This window comes from Marinobacter antarcticus (assembly GCF_900142385.1).
Taxonomy (GTDB): domain Bacteria; phylum Pseudomonadota; class Gammaproteobacteria; order Pseudomonadales; family Oleiphilaceae; genus Marinobacter; species Marinobacter antarcticus.
On the sequence record NZ_FRAQ01000002.1, the window covers coordinates 40,157 to 58,331 of the forward strand.

General features: G+C 55.7%; 19 protein-coding genes. 8 read left to right on the forward strand and 11 right to left on the reverse strand.

The annotated features are described in order from the left end of the window. Nucleotides 1-56: 56 nt before the first annotated feature. Nucleotides 57-632, forward strand: coding sequence for a chalcone isomerase family protein (locus tag BUA49_RS11560; protein WP_072798641.1), 576 nt, complete (start codon nucleotides 57-59; stop codon nucleotides 630-632). A 67-nt stretch (nucleotides 633-699) separates the two neighbouring features. Here the strand turns inward: BUA49_RS11560 and nth are convergent, their stop codons facing one another. From nth to metG, 8 genes are read right to left on the reverse strand one after another with little or no spacing between them, the layout of a single operon-like run. Then, nucleotides 700-1,338, reverse strand: a complete 639-nt coding sequence (nth, locus tag BUA49_RS11565) for an endonuclease III (protein WP_072797924.1) — start codon at nucleotides 1,336-1,338, stop codon at nucleotides 700-702. Nucleotides 1,339-1,366: 28 nt separating this feature from the next. Continuing rightward, nucleotides 1,367-2,080: an electron transport complex subunit E gene (locus BUA49_RS11570; protein WP_072797926.1), complete on the reverse strand. Its 714-nt coding sequence runs from the start codon at nucleotides 2,078-2,080 to the stop codon at nucleotides 1,367-1,369. A 2-nt stretch (nucleotides 2,081-2,082) separates the two neighbouring features. Next, nucleotides 2,083-2,784 carry an electron transport complex subunit RsxG gene (rsxG, locus tag BUA49_RS11575; protein ID WP_072797928.1) on the reverse strand — a complete coding sequence of 234 codons (702 nt, stop codon included), beginning with the start codon at nucleotides 2,782-2,784 and terminating at the stop codon, nucleotides 2,083-2,085. A 3-nt stretch (nucleotides 2,785-2,787) separates the two neighbouring features. Next, complete coding sequence (gene rsxD / locus BUA49_RS11580; protein WP_072797930.1) at nucleotides 2,788-3,840, reverse strand: electron transport complex subunit RsxD; 1,053 nt, start codon at nucleotides 3,838-3,840, stop codon at nucleotides 2,788-2,790. A gap of 21 nt (nucleotides 3,841-3,861) precedes the next feature. Further along, nucleotides 3,862-5,703, reverse strand: a complete 1,842-nt coding sequence (rsxC, locus tag BUA49_RS11585) for an electron transport complex subunit RsxC (protein ID WP_072797931.1) — start codon at nucleotides 5,701-5,703, stop codon at nucleotides 3,862-3,864. Then, nucleotides 5,703-6,281, reverse strand: coding sequence for an electron transport complex subunit RsxB (rsxB, locus tag BUA49_RS11590; RefSeq protein WP_072797933.1), 579 nt, complete (start codon nucleotides 6,279-6,281; stop codon nucleotides 5,703-5,705). The genes rsxC and rsxB overlap by 1 nt, the downstream gene beginning before the upstream one ends. A 15-nt stretch (nucleotides 6,282-6,296) precedes the next feature. After that, complete coding sequence (gene rsxA, locus BUA49_RS11595) at nucleotides 6,297-6,878, reverse strand: electron transport complex subunit RsxA (protein WP_072797934.1); 582 nt, start codon at nucleotides 6,876-6,878, stop codon at nucleotides 6,297-6,299. Nucleotides 6,879-6,903: 25 nt separating this feature from the next. Next, entirely contained in the window at nucleotides 6,904-8,937 is a 2,034-nt protein-coding gene (metG, locus tag BUA49_RS11600; RefSeq protein ID WP_072798643.1) for a methionine--tRNA ligase, read from the reverse strand. 139 nt (nucleotides 8,938-9,076) lie between these two features. On the opposite strand from metG, the gene apbC reads away from it, so the two are divergent. The 4 genes from apbC to BUA49_RS11620 all read left to right on the forward strand — a co-directional run bounded on the left by apbC (nucleotide 9,077) and on the right by BUA49_RS11620 (nucleotide 12,742). Further along, entirely contained in the window at nucleotides 9,077-10,177 is a 1,101-nt protein-coding gene (apbC, locus tag BUA49_RS11605) for an iron-sulfur cluster carrier protein ApbC (RefSeq protein WP_072798644.1), read from the forward strand. Nucleotides 10,178-10,272: 95 nt separating this feature from the next. Then, a complete protein-coding gene (gene dcd / locus BUA49_RS11610; protein WP_072797936.1) occupies nucleotides 10,273-10,839 on the forward strand; it encodes a dCTP deaminase in 567 nt (188 codons plus the stop codon). Continuing rightward, entirely contained in the window at nucleotides 10,836-11,435 is a 600-nt protein-coding gene (locus tag BUA49_RS11615) for a YjaG family protein (protein WP_072797938.1), read from the forward strand. Before dcd ends, BUA49_RS11615 begins: the two co-directional genes overlap by 4 nt. Nucleotides 11,436-11,464: 29 nt before the next feature. Next, a complete protein-coding gene (locus BUA49_RS11620; protein WP_072797939.1) occupies nucleotides 11,465-12,742 on the forward strand; it encodes a valine--pyruvate transaminase in 1,278 nt (425 codons plus the stop codon). Here BUA49_RS11620 and BUA49_RS11625 read toward each other — a convergent pair. From BUA49_RS11625 to purM, 3 genes are all read right to left on the reverse strand, one after another. Beyond that, complete coding sequence (locus BUA49_RS11625) at nucleotides 12,739-13,491, reverse strand: DUF3108 domain-containing protein (RefSeq protein ID WP_072797941.1); 753 nt, start codon at nucleotides 13,489-13,491, stop codon at nucleotides 12,739-12,741. The two genes, BUA49_RS11620 and BUA49_RS11625, sit on opposite strands and share 4 nt — an antisense overlap. An 83-nt stretch (nucleotides 13,492-13,574) precedes the next feature. After that, the gene (purN, locus tag BUA49_RS11630; RefSeq protein ID WP_072797942.1) at nucleotides 13,575-14,237 is read right to left on the reverse strand and encodes a phosphoribosylglycinamide formyltransferase; all 663 of its coding nucleotides are present in this window, start codon (nucleotides 14,235-14,237) and stop codon (nucleotides 13,575-13,577) included. Beyond that, a complete protein-coding gene (gene purM, locus BUA49_RS11635) occupies nucleotides 14,234-15,298 on the reverse strand; it encodes a phosphoribosylformylglycinamidine cyclo-ligase (RefSeq protein ID WP_072798646.1) in 1,065 nt (354 codons plus the stop codon). The genes purN and purM overlap by 4 nt, the downstream gene beginning before the upstream one ends. A 212-nt stretch (nucleotides 15,299-15,510) precedes the next feature. On the opposite strand from purM, the gene BUA49_RS11640 reads away from it, so the two are divergent. Genes BUA49_RS11640 through hda form a run of 3 tightly spaced genes read left to right on the forward strand, consistent with a single transcriptional unit; the run spans nucleotide 15,511 to nucleotide 18,113 of the window. Continuing rightward, entirely contained in the window at nucleotides 15,511-16,836 is a 1,326-nt protein-coding gene (locus BUA49_RS11640; protein ID WP_228704477.1) for a DUF2066 domain-containing protein, read from the forward strand. Between the two features lie 21 nt (nucleotides 16,837-16,857). Then, a complete protein-coding gene (locus BUA49_RS11645) occupies nucleotides 16,858-17,418 on the forward strand; it encodes a CDP-alcohol phosphatidyltransferase family protein (RefSeq protein ID WP_072797943.1) in 561 nt (186 codons plus the stop codon). Beyond that, nucleotides 17,397-18,113, forward strand: a complete 717-nt coding sequence (hda, locus tag BUA49_RS11650) for a DnaA regulatory inactivator Hda (protein ID WP_072797944.1) — start codon at nucleotides 17,397-17,399, stop codon at nucleotides 18,111-18,113. Before BUA49_RS11645 ends, hda begins: the two co-directional genes overlap by 22 nt. Nucleotides 18,114-18,175: the final 62 nt, after the last annotated feature.

Sequence of the window (18,175 nt, forward strand, 5' to 3'; positions counted from 1 at the left end):
GATCCGTACCTGGTGACGAATGAACTCTCATAATAATGACTAAAAAGGAAAGGACTATAAAAAAGGCGTTTTTGACGTGCTTTGCATCCCTGATGCTGGCCGCCACACTCTCAACTCCTGCTTTGGCGTTGACTGTTGAGGGTGTTAATGGCCCAGAGACCTATAAGGCAGACAGCACAGAGCTTGCCTTGAACGGTGCAGGCACTCGCTCCAAGTTTTTCATGGATCTCTACATTGGCAGCCTCTATGTGCCTCAGAGTCAGCAGGATGGAAATGCCGTGATTGAGGCAGATGAGCCTCAGGCAATTACGCTGCACATTATTTCCGGCATGATTACCAGCGGCCGTATGACAGAAGCAACCATGGAAGGCTTCGAGGCTTCTACGGGTGGTGACATGGCTCCCGTTCAGGCAGACATTGATCAGTTCAGGTCGGTGTTCAAAGAGGAAATCAAGGAAGGTGACGTATTTGAGCTGGTCTACGTGCCGGGTGAGGGCGTCAAGGTGCTAAAAAACGGTGAGCAAAAAGACACTGTTGGTGATCTTGAATTCAAGAAAGCCTTGTTTGGTATCTGGCTTTCTGACGAACCGGCTCAGAAGAGTCTGAAGAAGAAAATGCTGGGTCAAGGCTGACAGAGAGCTTCTGCCCGTTTCAGAGAAGCCGGCTATTGCCGGCTTTTTTGTACTTTGAGTCAGTACCTTACAGATAATCGCTTTTCTGTTTGAACTCGCAAAGATCCTCAACAATACAGGCACCGCATCTGGGCTTGCGTGCTACGCAGGTGTAACGCCCGTGCAGGATAAGCCAGTGATGGGCGTCTTGCAGAAACTCTTTGGGCACTAATCGCATCAGGCGGTCTTCCACTTCCAGTACGTTTTTGCCCGGAGCGATGCCGGTGCGATTGGATACCCGGAAAATATGAGTGTCCACCGCCATGGCCAGGTGTCCGAACGCCGTGTTCAGTACCACGTTAGCGGTTTTGCGGCCGACCCCGGGCAGCGCTTCAAGGTCTTCCCGTTTATCGGGAACAATACTGTCGTGCTTTTCAATCAGTATGCGGCAGGTCTTGATGACGTTCTCTGCCTTGCTGTTGAATAACCCGATTGTCTTTATGTAGCTCTTCAGGCCGTCCACACCGAGCGCAAGTATGGCCTCTGGCGTGTTGGCGACCGGATAGAGTTTGTCAGTAGCCTTGTTGACGCCTACATCCGTTGCCTGAGCGGAGAGAATAACCGCAATGAGTAGCTCAAACGGACTGCTGTAGTTCAGTTCCGTTGTCGGATTGGGGTTGGCTTCCCGCAAACGGGAGAAGATTTCAATACGTTTGGCTTTATTCATTGTGCTTCATCGCGACTCTGGGCGCAGATCATGAGACGTTCCCGGTGACTCGCACGCGCTTGCTACCAGGCGTTGCGGCTGTCTGAAACGCCTTCCGGCGTTCCTCAAGGTGGTTGTCGATGCCGTTCTTCAGGGCAATCAGCAAGCCGAGGCCAACGAAGGCGCCGGGCGGTAACACCATGAACAGCATGTCCGGGTAGTTGGCAAAGGGCTCTATGACCCAGTTAGCAGCCATGGGGCCTAGCAGCAGGTGCATATCCGCAAACAGGGTGCCCTGGCCGATCAACTCGCGCATGCCACCGAGAATAATGAGCACTATCAGGAAACCGGTGCCCATCATTGCACCATCCAGTAGCGCGGGACCAGGTGCGTTGCGTGAGGCAAACGCATCGGCACGACCCAGAATTGCGCAGTTGGTAACGATCAGAGGTATGAAAATACCGAGTATCTGATAAAGCTCGTAGGTATACGCCTGCATCAGCAACTCAGCACAGGTTACAAAGGAGGCAATAATCATCACGAAGGTAGGTAGGCGCACGGATTCGCCGACAAAGTTCCGGATCAGCGAAACCGCCAGGTTAGAGCCCATCAATACCATCAGGGTTGCCAGCCCCAGACCGATTGCATTGACCAGAGTACTGGTAACCGCGAGAAGAGGGCATAACCCCAACACCTGAACCAGTGCCGGGTTATTGTCCCAGAGCCCGTCACGGATGATTTCGCCGGAAGTTTTAGTCGCCATGATCAGGATTGCTCCACGTTCAGGGATTCGTCTGTCAGATCCCCGGGTGTGACTGCAGGGCCTTGCCCTGACGGGGGTTTATTGAGTTGAGCCCGGATAACCTGTTGGTTCTGCCGGAAATAAATCAGTGATTTCTGTACGGCTTTCACCACAGCTCGGGGAGTGATGGTGGCGCCGGTAAACTGGTCGAAAACGCCGCCGTTCTTTTTGACATTCCAGTCCCGTGGTGCCGGGTTACCGAGTGAACGCCCTTCAAAATCTTTGACCCAGTCGGACTTCCTGGTTTCAATCCGGTCGCCCAGCCCGGGAGTTTCCCTGTGGCTGGTAACCCTTACACCGAGAACCGTGCCTTCAAGGTCTATACCTACAAGCAACTTTATAGCGCCTGAATAGCCATCTGGTGCAATGGCGGGCATGATTATGCCAACAGGTTGTCCGTCCTGGCGTGCTATCCATGCAGTCACCGGCCCGCCTGTTGCCAGTCGGTCGCTTGCAGGTAGAACTACCGTGTCCCTGAGCATGTCATTGTTGTGGGCGTTTTCAGGGATGATTTCAAACAGTGCCTTGGCTTCTGCTCTGGCAGCCTGTTCGGTGATTCGTTCTTCGGTCAGTGCTTGGGTCACAGCAATTGTGCCGCCAGTAATAACCGCAAACAGTCCAAGCCCGATGGCACTGCGGCGAATGGATTGAGTCATAGGTGTCATGGTTCAGCTCCTGCCCCGGCTAGGCAGCCCACGACGGGCTTTGTGATGGCCATAGGTTCTTGGCGGCGTGTAGTGATCAATAAAGGGCACGGCAAAGTTCATGAGCAAAACGCTGAACGCCACGGCGTCCGGATAGTTACCCCAGCTCCGGATCAGATAGATCAACACGCCGATACCAGCCCCGTAAATCAGTTTTCCCTGATGGCTGGTGGCAGCAGATACCGGATCGGTTGCGATAAAAAATGCGCCTAGCATAGTGCCTCCGGCCAGGAGGTGCAGTGATAACGGAGTATACTGATCCGCGTTGCTGCCAAATGCCAGGCTCATCGCAACCAGCGCCCCCAGAACGGCGGCCGGAATGTGCCAGGTGATAATCCGCAGGCCAATCAGCACAATCCCGCCGGCGAGGAAGGCCGCATTGATCCACTCCCATCCTTTGGCAAAACCCTCGCCGAACGTCGGGTGTGAAAGAACTTCGGCCGCGGTATGGGTGGCAATTTTGTGTTTGTATTCGTCCAGCGGTGTGGCCATGGTCCAGCCATCGATGGCTGTTTGCTGCCCCGAGGCGATTGCCGCCAGAGTATCTCCGAAACCAGGGGCATTGTTCCAGAGCAGCGCCGGTTCCGCCCAGTTGGTGGTCATAGCTACCGGGAACGAAATCAACACCAGCGCGTAGCCCACCATGGCCGGGTTGAAAGGGTTGGAGCCCAGTCCGCCATAGAGCTGTTTGGCAATCACAATCGCGGAAATGACCGCTACTGCCGATACCCACCAGGGGGCAAACTGTGGTAACGACAGCCCGAGCAACAGCCCGGTTACAGCAGCAGTATTGTCCCTGAGAAAAAACGCGACCGGCTTGCTGCGCAGTTTGAGGATGGCAGCTTCCGAGGCCAGAGCAATGACAATGCACCAGACAACGTTTATCAGGTTGCCCCAGCCAAAGAACAGGGTCTGTGCCAGCAGGCCTGGCAAAGCCGCAAGTATGACCCAAAGCATCACCTTCGATGTCGGGCGCGCGTTATGAGCATGGGGTGAGGACTGTTGAACAAACGCCATGAAAGTTGGGCCTGATTCGGGTTATTCGATGGACTGGGTTTCGGACTGAGCCGCCAGCGTTTTGCGAGCGTCTGCCAAGGCGTCTTCTGCCCGTTTTACTCGATCATGGTTCTTGGCGACCGCACGTTCCAGTTTCCCCACGTTGTCTGCCTGCTGGGTTTTCGCGTCTTCGAGCATGGCCTGCATGGTTTCCAGCTTGGACTGTGCCTGGGAAAACTGCTTTTCCAGCGCTTCAATATCGGGTATTTCCTGCACAGGCTCTGCCGGTGCGTCCACCTGAGCCTGTTGGGCCGGCTGCGCTGCTTCGGTACTGGCCTTTTTCCGCGCCAGAGCCTGTTCCACCAAGGCAGATTTTGCCCCCCGCTCGTCCACGGCCTCTCCGTTGGCCGCGGCCTTTTCAGCTTCTGCTTTCTTTTTGGCCTGGGCTTCCGAGGCGGCTTTTGCTCGTTCCTTCCGGCGCAGATCCTTCTCCTGCTGTTCTCGTTCCAGTCTTTCCTGGCGCGCCTCAAAGCGCTCCCTGGCACGATCCGCCTTGAGTTGTTCTGCGCGCTGTACGCGAATCTCACCCTTGGCATAGCGGTAATACTGCACGAGCGGGATAGCGCTTGGGCACACGTATGAGCAGGCTCCGCATTCGATGCAGTCGAACAGGTTCAGATGCTCTGCTTTTTCAAACTCCGTTGCCTTTGCGTGCCAGAACAGTTGTTGCGGCAGAAGTTCCATAGGGCAGACCTCGGCGCACTGCCCGCAACGGATGCAGGCCTGCTCGGGGGGCGGTGCAGGCAGTTCACTGGCGGTCGCCGCAATGATGCAGTTACTGGTTTTGGTAATGGGTACCGCCGTAGTGGTCAGCGTATAGCCCATCATGGGCCCGCCGAGAACCAGGCGGCTGGCGCGGTCCGGCTGCAGACCGGCCTGCTCGAGAAGATAATCCACGGACGTACCCAGCAAAACATCAAAATTGCCCGGCTTTTCCAGCGCTTCACCGGTCAGGGTAACAATACGCGCTATGAGTGGTGTGCCCTCAAAGATGGCCCGGGAAACCGCGACGGCTGTTCCAATGTTCTGGCACATAACGCCGATATCGGCAGGAATACCGCCGCTGGGAACTTCCATCCCGGTCAGAATCTGAATTAACTGCTTTTCACCGCCTGACGGATATTTAGTCGGGACAATGGCGATTTCAATTTTGGTGCCCTGTGTAGCTTCCCGCAGGGCGGCCGCAGCTTCAGGCTTGTTGTCTTCAATGCCAATAACACAACGCTCAGGACGCAGAATCCAGGCCATGATCTTGAGCCCCGAAACGACCTCATCGGCCCTCTCACGCATGGTCATGTCGTCGGCGGTAATGTAGGGCTCACATTCGGCACCGTTGAGAATCAGTGTGTCGACCTTGCGATCCCGGCGTGGTTTCAGTTTTATGTACGTCGGAAAACCAGCTCCACCCATACCGGAGATACCGGCAGAGTGAATGATACCCAGAACCTGATCCCGGTCGAGCTTGCGATAATCACTGATCGGGTAACGCTCGCACCATTCATCCTTGCCGTCCGGTTTCAAAACGATGCATTTGTCTGTCATGCCCGAAGGATGTGGCACAGGGTGGTCGCCGACGCTTTCAATCACGCCGGATGTCGGAGCATGCACCGGAACGCCCATGCCGTGGATTACATCGGCGATTTTCTGGCCTTTCAGTACATAGTCACCAACCGCCACAACGGGTTCTGCTGGCTCGCCAATGTGCTGCTGCAGAGGGATTACCAGCTGCCCGGGAATGCCCGCAACTTGAATGGCCCGGGCGGTCGAAAGCTGCTTGTGCTCTGCCGGATGAACGCCGCCGCTAAAGTTCCAAAGCTGAGTCATCAGGAATGGGCCTCCTGCTGGTCTGTTGCGATAATCCCTGGCGCAGGCTGAGCCCAGGTCCAGCCCCGGATATCGGGTTCAATGGTGATCATGTCGATACAGTCAACAGGGCAGGGCTCCACGCACAGATCACAGCCTGTGCATTCACTTTCGATAACAGTATGCATATGTTTTGCGGCGCCCAGAATGGCGTCCACCGGGCAGGCTTGAATGCACTTGGTGCAGCCTATGCACTCATCTTCCCGTATAACGGCAACGCGCCGGGCCTGTTCCACGCCGTGTTCGGCATCCAGTGGCTGAGGCTCTACATCAAGCAGATCTGCCAATGCTTTAATAGTGGACTCGCCGCCGGGAGGACACTTGTTTATTGCATCGCCGTTGGCAATGGATTCGGCATAGGGACGGCAGCCGGGAAACCCGCACTGGCCACACTGGGTTTGTGGCAGCACCGCGTCAATCTGTTCCACCAGTGGATTACCTTCAACCCGGAACCGTTCTGAGGCGAAGCCCAGCAAACCGCCAAATACCAAGGCGAGACCGAGCAGAACCAGAACGGCGATAATAATGCCTGTCCACATAAAAACGCGTCTCCGTTAAACGCTGACCAGGCCGGTAAAGCCCAGAAACGCCAGTGACATCAACCCTGCGGTGACCATCCCAATGGCCGCGCCCCGGAAGGAAACAGGGACATCGGCCACGGCAATGCGTTCGCGCATCGCGGCAAACAGCACCAGCACCAGCGAAAAGCCGGCAGCGGCGCCAAAGCCGTAGAGTACTGATTCAACGAAGTTGTTGTTTTTGTTCAGGTTAAGGAGCGCTACGCCGAGTACGGCGCAGTTGGTAGTAATCAGTGGCAGGAAAATGCCCAGCACGCGGTAGAGCAGAGGGCTGGTTTTACGCACCACCATCTCTGTAAACTGAACCACCACCGCAATCACCAGAATGAAGGTGATGGTTTTCAGAAACTCCAGGTCCAGAGGGGCCAACAGGTAGGTGTAGGCAAGATAACTGCACACCGATGACAGGGTCAGCACAAAGGTGGTGGCCAGGGACATGCCCATGGCCGTTTCCAGCTTGCCTGAAACCCCCATAAAGGGGCACAGGCCGAGAAACTGAACAAGCACGAAGTTGTTCACCAGAATGGTGCTGACCAATATCAGTAAATATTCTGTCATTGGAGCGCTCTGCCTCGGTGTCTGTTTACATCACCCGCATGCCGGGCGTCGCACCCGAATCCGGAGACAGAATAAAGATATCCTTGCCCCCCGGGCCGGCTGCCAGAACCATGCCTTCCGAAATGCCAAATTTCATTTTCCGGGACTTGAGGTTGGCGACCATTACGGTAAGGCGTCCCTCAAGATCTTCAGGATTGTAGGCAGACTTGATACCAGCAAACACGTTGCGTTCGCCATGCCCCAGATCAAGCGTCAGGCGAAGAAGCTTGTCTGCCCCTTCAACATGTTCTGCTTTCACTATCTTAACGACTCGGAGATCCACTTTCGCGAAATCATCAAATTCTATTTCATCTGCAATCGCTTCCGGATTGGCGGGCTGAGACGGTTTGCCGGTCGCTGCGGGCATTTCCTCTTTCGAGGCATCCAGCATTTTTTCGATCTGCGCCATGTCCACCCGGCTCATCAATGGCGTGAACTTCTTGATGCTGTGGTTTTCCAGCCGCTCGCTGCGGTTGTTCCAGTCCAGCTTCGCGTTCAGAAAGTCTTCTGACGCTTTTGCAGTCTCTGGCAATACCGGGGCAAGGTACGTCATCAACAGGTGGAACATGTTAAGAGCGTTGGTGCAGATGGCCTGCAGTTTTTCGTCCTGGCCTTCCTGCTTCGCGATCACCCAGGGCTGCTCATCGTTTACGTACTGGTTGGCGATGTCGGCCAGCTCCATGATGCGGCGCATGGCACGGCCAAACTCCCGGGCCTCGTAGAAAGCTTCTAGCTCTTTACCGGCTTCAATGAACTCTTTCAGTTTAGCCTGTTCGGTCACCTCGCCAAGCTCTCCATCGAAACGCTTGGTAATGAAGCCCGCACTGCGGCTGGCGATGTTGACCACCTTGCCAACCAGATCCGAGTTCACCCTGGCGGCAAAATCTTCCAGATTCAGGTCCATGTCATCCACGCCGCCCGTTAGCTTGCCGGCAAAGTAATAACGCAGGTATTCGGGGTTCAGGTGATCCAGATACGTGCGGGCCATGATGAAGGTGCCCCGGGACTTGGACATCTTCTTGCCATTGACCGTAACGAAACCGTGCGCCCAGACCGCCGTTGGCGTGCGGAAGCCGGCATCGTAAAGCATCGACGGCCAGAACAGGGCGTGGAAGTTGATGATGTCCTTACCGATAAAGTGATAAACCTCAGCGGTGGAATCCGCCTTCCAGAAGTGCTCAAAATCGATATCTTCCCGTTTACACAGGTTCTTGAAGCTCGCGAGGTAACCGATAGGGGCATCGAGCCAGACATAGAAGTATTTGCCGGGCGCATCCGGAATTTCAAAACCGAAGTAGGGCGCGTCGCGGCTGATATCCCATTCCTGAAGACCTGCATCGAGCCACTCGGCCAGTTTGTTGGCAACCTGTGGCTGCAGCGCACCGCTGCGAGTCCACTTGGTCAGAAAGTCCGCAAACTCAGGTAACTTGAAGAAGTAGTGCTCCGACTCCTTCTCGATCGGCGTGGCGCCGGATACCGCAGAGCGCGGGTTGATCAGTTCTGCAGGCGTGTAAGTTGCGCCGCAGGCTTCACAGTTGTCGCCGTACTGATCCTCGGTTTTGCACTTCGGACAGGTGCCCTTGATAAAACGGTCCGCGAGAAACATGTTTTTCTCAGGATCAAAGGACTGGGTAATCTTACGTGTGGCAATGTGCCCGTTGTTCTGCAACTGACGGTAGATATACTCGGAAAAATAGCGGTTCTCTTCCGAATGAGTGGTGTAGTAGTTATCAAAGCGGATGTGGAAACCGCTGAAATCCTGCTGATGCTCTTCACGAATCCGGTCGATCAGTTGCTCAGGCGTAATACCTTCACGCTCTGCACGAAGCATTATGGCGGTGCCATGGGCATCATCGGCGCAAACGTAGTAGCAATTTTGGCCTCGCATTTTCTGATAACGCACCCAGATATCCGTCTGAATATATTCCAGCAGATGGCCCAGGTGAATGGGGCCATTGGCGTAGGGTAGGGCGCTGGTAACCAGAATATCGCGCTGTTGCTTTGAACTCGCTTGCGTCATGGTGTGTCCGAGCCTTTCATCAGGTAAGGGTTGTATGGTCAGAAACGGGCTCAGATGATACCTTTCAAGCAGATAATTTTCACCCGAAACACCTGTTTTCATGCTGAAAAACCAGCATGAGCTTATTCCGGAGAGCCAGATGACGAAGATTTCAGAGCAAGCCCTGCAGGCGGCGGTTCGTGAATACCGAGACCCGTACCTGGCAAAGGATCTTTACGATCTGGGTGCCGTAAAGTCGCTGGTGGCGGACGAAGCAGGAAAAGTAACGCTGATGGTAGAGCTGCCATACCCGTCAAAAGGTATCGCCGGCGCCCTGAAGCAGTTGGTCACCAACGCGCTGGAAAACGTTGACGGCGTTGCAACCGCCGATGTTCACGTAGGCCAGAAAGTCCACTCCTACAAAGTCCAGAAAGACCTGCCGTCCGTTCCCGGCGTCAAAAACATCATAGCTGTTGCCTCCGGCAAAGGCGGTGTAGGCAAATCCACCACCGCCGTCAACCTCGCCCTGGCGCTGCAGGCAGAAGGCGCCCGCGTAGGCATCCTCGACGCCGACATCTATGGCCCCAGTATCGGCATGATGCTGGGCGTTCCTGAAGATAAGCGCCCGGATGTGCACGAAGAGAAATACTTCCTGCCCATGGAAGCCCACGGCATCCAGGCCATGTCCATGGCCTTCGTGACCACCGACAAAACCCCCATGATTTGGCGCGGCCCCATGGTCAGCGGCGCAGTCATGCAGCTCCTGCAACAAACCCTGTGGGGTGAGCTCGACTACCTCATTGTCGACATGCCGCCAGGCACCGGCGACATCCAGCTGACCCTGGCCCAGAAAGTCCCGGTCACCGGCGCCATTATCGTCACCACCCCTCAGGACATTGCCCTGCTTGACGGCAAGCGAGGCATAGAGATGTTCCGCAAAGTTGAAATCCCGGTTCTCGGCATTGTGGAAAACATGAGCGTGCACATTTGCAGTAACTGCGGCCACGAAGAACACCTGTTCGGCCACGGCGGCGGTGAGCGCATTGCCGATGAATACGAAACAACCCTGCTTGGCCAGCTGCCATTGCACATAACCATCCGCGAGCAGACCGACAGCGGCCAACCCACCGTGGTGGCAGAGCCGGATTCCGAAGTGGCCCGCCGCTACCGCGACATCGCCCGCCGGGTTGGTGCAGAGCTTTCGACACGGGAGCGCAACCTCAGCGGCTCTATCTCAAGTGTGTCCGTAAAGTCGCACTAGGCGAGGCTTGAGATCACATAGCGAAGCTTCGACAGAACCCAGGCGAACAGGTAAACTACGCCTCAATTTTTCCCAGTGGATACGAGACTTCACCCATGAGCATCAAAGCCGATAAGTGGATTCGCCGGATGTCTGAACAGCACCGCATGATCGAACCCTTCGAAAGCGGTCAGGTCCGTGAAACTGAAAAAGGCCGGGTTATCTCCTACGGCACTTCCAGTTACGGCTACGACGTACGTTGCAGCAACGAATTCAAAATCTTCACCAACGTACACTCGGCCACCGTCGACCCCAAAAACTTCGACGAAAACAGCTTCGTGAACTACACCGGCGACGTCTGCGTCATCCCGCCGAACTCCTTTGCCCTTGCGCGCACCATAGAGTACTTTCGCATACCCCGCAGCGTACTAACCATATGCCTGGGCAAATCTACCTACGCGCGCTGCGGCATCATCGTTAACGTGACACCGCTGGAACCGGAATGGGAAGGGCAGGTTACCCTGGAGTTTTCCAACACCACCAACCTCCCGGCCAAAATCTACGCCAACGAAGGCGTTGCCCAGATGCTCTTCTTCGAGTCTGACGAAATCTGCGAAACCAGCTACAAAGACCGGGGCGGAAAATATTTCGGCCAGACCGGCGTGACCCTCCCAAGAGCATGAACGCCAACCAGTTTCTTAAAGCTGTGTCCCAGCTGCAGGGATGGCGTGAATGCGCCTTCGTGCTGGCTCTTGCCGAGCGCTCATTTCCCAATTACGCGCTGTTTGCCGACGCGGTTGATCTGAAAACCGGTGGCAAAATGCACCAGATTCTGGATCTTGCCTGGGGCACGCTCCAGGAGGGCGTGACAGAAACGGCCATCCCGAAACTGTTGCTGAAACTGGAAGCCCTGTCGCCAGACGTGGAAGCTTATGACGCCTATGGTGTCTACCCGGCTTTCGACTTTTGTCAGCTCCTGGAGCAGGCACTGCTCAACCGCCTGAATCCATCGAAGCACCGGGCCACAGAAGCCTCGCAATTGGCAACCGGCACAGTTATGAGCTTTATTGAGCTGTCCGAAGGTGAGGGGCTGGAAGAAGACGAGCTGGTTCGCTTGCTGGATTCTCATCCCCTGATGAAAGAAGACAAAACCTTCCAGCGTGACCTGGTACTGGCACTTAAACGCCAGCGAACGCCACTAGAGCAGTTCATTATCGAGATCCGGGAAGGCGCCGCAAATGACGGTGTCAGCAATCTTGGTATCTCGCTGGGAGACTGAGGCCTCATTGATCGGATGGATGTAACCCCATGAAACTTTCTGCTTTTGGTCGCAAGTTTACCGCTGACGCCGGTATAACCTCGTTAATGGATGACCTGGGTAACGCCATGGCATCCGGCGACGATATGATCATGATGGGCGGCGGCAACCCGGGCCATATCCCTGAGATACAGAAGCGGGTCCAGGAAATTCTCGGCGACATGAGCAGGAACGAAAGCGACGTTCGCCGTCTAGTAGGTGTTTACGATCCGCCTCAGGGTGAAAAGCAGTTCATTGCCTCGCTGGCGGAACTGCTCAGCCGGGAATATGGCTGGAACCTGAAACCCGGTAACATCGCGCTCACCAATGGTAGTCAGGCCGCCTTCTTCATGCTGTTTAACATGTTTGGTGGTGATTACGGTGAAGGTCATCGCAAGCACATATTGCTGCCACTGGCACCGGAGTATATCGGCTACGCGGACGCCGGCATTGAGCCTGGCTTGTTTCGTGCCGTTCAGCCGGATATCTCATTCACGGATGCCCATGAGTTCAAATACCGCGTGGATTTTGATGCGGTAGAAGTGACCGGGGAAACCGGTGCCATCTGCGTATCCCGGCCAACCAACCCCACCGGCAACGTAATTACTGATGAAGAGCTGGCTCGACTGGAGGAGATGGCGCGCCAGCATGACGTACCGCTAATCGTCGACGGAGCATACGGCACACCTTTTCCAAGCCTGCTGTTCGTGGATGCCAAGCCGACCTGGAACGAACAGATCATTCTGTGTCTGAGCCTGTCCAAGCTTGGCTTGCCGGCAGCGCGCACCGGAATTGTGATTGCCGCCGAGCCGGTAATCAAAGCGTTGTCTGGAATTAATGCCATCATGAATCTGGCGACAGGGAGTTTTGGGGCCATGCTCGCCGAGCCGCTGGTGCGTTCCGGGGAGATTCTGTCTCTGAGCCGCGATGTGGTCTGCCCGTTTTACAAGCGGAAAATGCAGCGCGCAGTGACTGCCTTCCGTGAGGCAATGGGTGAGGACAGCTGCCGCTGGTACGTTCACAAACCCGAAGGCGCGATGTTCCTGTGGTTGTGGTTCCCGGATTTGCCCATTACCAGCCTGGAGCTCTACCAGCGGTTAAAAGCCCGTGGCGTGCTGGTGGTGTCTGGCCATTACTTCTTTCCGGGGCTGCCGGAGGATGACTGGAAGCATCGCCACGAATGCCTGCGTGTAACCTATTCACAGGACGACGAGCGTGTGGCGCAAGGGCTTCGGATTATTGCGGACGAGGTGAAGGCCGTTTGGGCCGAGGCGGACCGGGAAGTTTAATCTCCCAGGTCCATCGCCTTGAGGGAAAGCTGGTAGCGGCTGCCGTCAGGCTCAACCTGAATCAGACGCACCAGCAGATATTCGTTGTCCGGATCAAACCACATCAGGGTTTCGCGTTTGGAGTTTTCGCGGATTTTTTCGGCTTTAAGATAGGGCGACTGATTGCTATCGGAGTCGCCAGCATCGTCGCTCACGACAGCAAAGCGCTCGCTGTCTATCTTGGCGCGATCCAGAACCTGATATTCCATTTCCCGCTTGCCGCTCCGGATATCCTGGTGCAGCTGAATCTGGAAGCCCAGAGGGTCGAGGATGCCTTCTTCCAGATCTATCCTGAAGGATTTTCCGCGGTACTCTCCGGTTGCTACTCCAGCCTTCCAGTCGAAATCAATTGATTGGATTCTGTCCTTGATCAGAAATCCCGACAGACGGTAGCGATATCTGAGTGGGATGACCCGGCCATCTTCCCATTTGAGAATCAGGGATTCATCGAGATCGGCGATGAAAGAATTCACGTCGGTGCGATACAGCCAGACACCGTTACCCTGTGACGTGAGGATACGTTTCGCACTGCCATTAAGTGACATGCCCTTTTCTATGGACGCGTCGTAGCTCACTTCAAAGGGAAACAGGCCGGGGCCGATTTCGGCTTTTGCTGTCGTGCCCAGGAGCATTGCGGCCAGCGCCAGGAGCGGCAACAGGATAATCCGACCCTTTTCGGGGACTGACTTGATCAGTCGGGCTGAATGCATCTGGTCGACCTCCAATCTTTCATGAGTACTGGAAAGTTTAGCGGGTCAGTGGGCATCATGGGGTGACAGTCTGGTAAGGTGCCTCAATTAACTGGCAGGCGCATGGGGCTTTCCACAGCCTCACCATCGAACAGCACGTGCTCACGGCCCAGTTGAATCCGCCCTTCACAGAACCAGCGCACCACGATTGGGTACAGCAGATGCTCTTTTTCCTGAACCTTTTCCGCGAGGGTTTCGGCAGTGTCCTCCGGTGCCACTGCCACCTCTGCTTGCGCTATCACGGGCCCTCCGTCGAGCTCTTCGGTCACAAAGTGAATCGAGGCCCCGTGGGTTCGGTCGCCTGCATCGAGCGCCCTCTGGTGGGTGTTCAAGCCGGTATACAGCGGCAGCAGCGATGGGTGAATGTTCACCAGTTTGCCGCGAAATGCCCGAACGAAATCGGTTGTCAGGATTCGCATGAACCCGGCAAGTACGATGAGGTCCGGGTTGTGGCGAAGAATGTGGGCCATGAGCGCCGCATCGAACTCTTCCCTGGAACCGAAATCTTTGTGGTTAACCACAAAGGTCTCAACGTGAGCCTGGGCCGCCCGTTCAAGTGCAAAAGCTTTGGGCTGGTTGCAGCCCAGAGCAATAATCTGCCCGGGAAAGTCTCGCTCACGGCTGGCGTCTATCAGTGCCTGAAGATTGGTTCCGCTTCCGGAAGCCAGAACCAGAATTCTGGGGAGAGTCGCTTTGTCTGCCTTCATTCTGAGAGAAGCCCCGGTGCGTAACGCACCACCGCGTCTTTCTCTGTGTCGTCACCCCGCTCAATCAGCCCGACTTGCCACGCTTTCTCGCCCAGGGCTTTAAGAGTATCCAGCGCCAGATCTTTCTGGTTTGCCGGCACGCAGACAATCATGCCAATTCCACAGTTGAAGGTGCGATACATTTCTTCGCTGACCACACCGCCGGCGTCCTTGAGCCATTGAAACACCGGGGGTAGTTCCCAGCTCGTGGTGTCGATGGCTGCAACCATCCCTTTTGGCAGAACCCTGGGAATATTTTCCGGTAAGCCGCCGCCGGTTATGTGGGATAGAGCGCGTACATCCACTTCGCGGATCAATTGCAGCAAGTTTTTGACGTAGATCCGGGTAGGCGCCATCAGGGCGTTTGCCAGCGTGGTATCACCGACAGGTTGGTCGAGATCGACTTTGCTGACCTCAAGAATTTTTCGGATCAGCGAGTAACCGTTGGAGTGAGGTCCTGAGGACCCAAGTGCCAGCAGTACATCTCCCGCTTGCACCTTGCTGCCATCAATGATCTCACTGCGTTCCGCCACACCTACGCAAAAACCCGCCAGATCATAATCGTCGCCCTCGTACATGCCAGGCATCTCTGCGGTTTCGCCTCCCACCAGTGCGCAGCCAGCCTGTTCGCAGCCCTGGCCGATGCCTGCAATCACGTTTGCAGCTATATCCACATTGAGCTTGCCGGTAGCGTAGTAATCGAGGAAAAACAAAGGTTCGGCGCCGCCCACGATAAGGTCGTTAACGCACATGGCCACGAGATCGATACCAATGCTGTCATGCTTGCCAAGCTGCATCGCCAGCCTAAGTTTGGTACCTACGCCATCGGTACCTGATATCAGAACCGGTTCGTTGTACCCGGCTGGAATCGCTACCATGGCGCCGAACCCGCCAAGTCCTCCCAGAACCTCGGGGCGCCGGGTGCGTGCGGCGGTTTCCTTGATACGGCTGACAAGTTCATTGCCGGCGTCAATGTCAACGCCGGCATCGCGGTAGGTCAGGGAAGGTTTCTGTTCGCTCATGGTGTTCTTAACCGTTGGCCAGTGGGTCAGGCGGCGGATTTTAGCAGGTGCAGTGTGGGGCTCCAAGTGCAATTGCCGCGAGTGCCTCCCGGATTCCTGTGGTCGGACGTCTTTCGTCGGTCAAGATTGCTTTTCGGAAACCCGGGTTGGCTACTCAGGCTCCGGGGCATGGTGTATCCTATGCGCCATTCATGCGAACTGCAGGGTGTTTCATGCCAGTACCAGACCAGACCTCGGTTTTTAAGCCAGTGCCAGCTTTATGGCTTGTCGCTTTTTTTGCACTCATGCTGGCCATGGTGCCCGCTCCGGCGGCTGCTGTGACGGTATCCGGGCTTTATTCTGTTGAAGTCCCGGTGTCCGGCTCCGGGCCGAACGATCTGGCTCAGGGTTATGCAGACGGTCTGGCCCGGGTCTTTGTACGGATTTCCGGCACCCGGGAAGTGCTTAAGTTGGAAGGCCTGCAGCCCCTGCTGGCGAATGCAGAATCGTTGCTGCTGTCCTATCAGGTGCTTCGTGGAGAAGGCGGTGACAATCGTCTGAGCATGGCATTCGGTGCTGTGGGCGTGAATCGGGCTCTGGCATCGATTGAGGCTCCAGTCTGGGGTGCTAACCGCCCTCTGACCCTGGCGTGGGTGGCTGTAGAGGATCGCGGTGTTCGCAGGCTGGTTACAGGCAATGGCGAAGGTCAGGCTGATGCCGGTGAAAGTGGTGTCTGGTCTTCAGCATTTGCCCGTTCTGCCCGGGAAAGGGGCCTGCCGGTCACCCTGCCACCAGCGGAACTCAGTGGAAACCGGGAGTTACTCTCGGATATCTGGGGACAATTCACGGGGCGTGTACGCAAGGCTTCTGAAGGTGTGGAACACGATGTTCTTGCTCTGGTGCGGGTGAGCCGTTCTGGTGGCCAGTGGCGCGCAGGCTGGGTGTTTGAGGGCGCAAAGCTCAACAGCAGTGAGGAATCGGTCAGTGCCGATACCCGGGAAGCTCTGGCGGAAGCGCTTGTTAACCGCTGGGCAGAGTTGTATGCAAATCGTTATGCGGTTGCTGCCGGTGAAGTTGGAGATTTACCCCAGGTTGATATTGTTTTGCGCGGTGTAACGTCTGTTGCTGACTATGGAAAAGCCAACCAGATACTTGAGGGTCTGACTCCTGTTGTAGAAGTTGGTGCGTCCCGGGTTAAGGGCGAGCAGTTAACCCTAAGGGTGGCGTTTTCCGGCGAGCTGGACCAACTCAGAGAGTACATTGCGCTGGATTCCCGTTTTGTGCCCGTTGAGGGTGAGCCGCAGAATGCGCGGCCAGCTCGTTCGGGAGAATTCGCTGCCTCGCCAAAGCCAACTCAGGTGCAGGCGACAGGAAGCCAGCCAGAAGAGCCCGCTCCGGAAGGCGAGACAGGCACTGGTCCGTCCGATCAGTCTATGTTTACCTATCAGCCATCTCCGGTGGATGAAGAAGAGGCAGAGCAGGCGTTTGAATCGCTTTACCAGCTCCTCTATTATCGCTGGCAGCCTATGCCGGTTATCGTGAATGATGGCGGGGAGTAAGCCACCATCGGAGGCATTCCGGTGAAGTCACACGCCTGGCGCTGGATTCCTAATGCTCTGACATTTGTGCGCATTTTATTGATTGCTCCTTTCGCCAGGGCATTGCTGCTGCAGGAATATCGCTTTGCACTGGTCATTTTTGCTATCGCGTCGGTTACCGACGGGCTTGATGGTTTTCTCGCAAGACGCTTCAACTGGCGCTCACGGTTTGGTGCTGTGGCAGACCCTCTGGCCGATAAAGCTCTGCTAATCACGGCATATCTGGTACTTACGTACACGTCCGTTCTGCCGCTATGGCTTTTTGCCCTGGTGCTCGGGAGGGATCTTCTGATTGTCGGTGGTGCTCTCGTCTACCATTACTGTATCGGCCGTTTTGATATGGAACCCAGCATTCCCGGCAAGTTGAATACTCTGATTCAGGTTTTCGCGGTTCTGGGCATTATTATCATTTTAGCCGGACTGCCAGTGTCGCCGGCCTGGCTGGACGCTGGAATCTGGCTGGTTGCAGTGTCAGCTGTGTTCAGTGGGGGTCACTATTTTGTGGTCTGGGGTGCTCGGGCATGGGGGGGCAAACAGACGTGAGCCCTTCTCAACTGGTCCTTGGTGTAAGGCTTCGGGACGATGCACGCTTTGACAATTTTCATGGTGATCGCAACAGGGAGGCGTCGCTGCGACTGTTGTCGGTATTCAGACAGCCAGCTGGTCTGCCGGTGGTCGTCGTTTGTGGTGATTCAGGTACCGGCAAAAGCCATTTGCTTCAGGCAGCCTGCCACCATGCGGAAGCAGAGGGGAAAGCTGCAGTCTGTATCAGCATTGCTGAGCTGGAGCCCTTTGGGCCGGAAGCACTTGCGGGGCTCGATGCCATGGATGTCGTCGCGCTTGATGATCTGGACAGGGTCGCGGGAAAGGCGGACTGGGAAGAGGCGGTTTTTCACCTGTATAACCGGTTGCACGATGATGGCCACATGCTGGTTGTAAGTCTCTCGGAAGTTCCCGGCTCCCTGCCTTTTCTTTTGCCGGACCTGGTTTCCCGGCTGCATCATGGGTTTACCGTTCAGCTTGGAATTTACCGTGACGATGACCGGTTGAAAATTCTTATGGCTCGTGCTGAGCAGCGTGGGCTGACAATGACGGACGATGTCGCAGGTTTTATCATGCGCCGGGCACCGAGGCGCCTTGGAGAGTTGCTGGGTATTCTCGATACCCTTGATGAGAATTCATTACAGGCTCAGCGACGCCTTACCATTCCGTTTGTGAAAACGGTGATGCAGTGGTAGGAACAAAAAAGCTTGCCACAACAAAGCACAGCGACAGTATTCAAACGATAAGGCGCTGAATG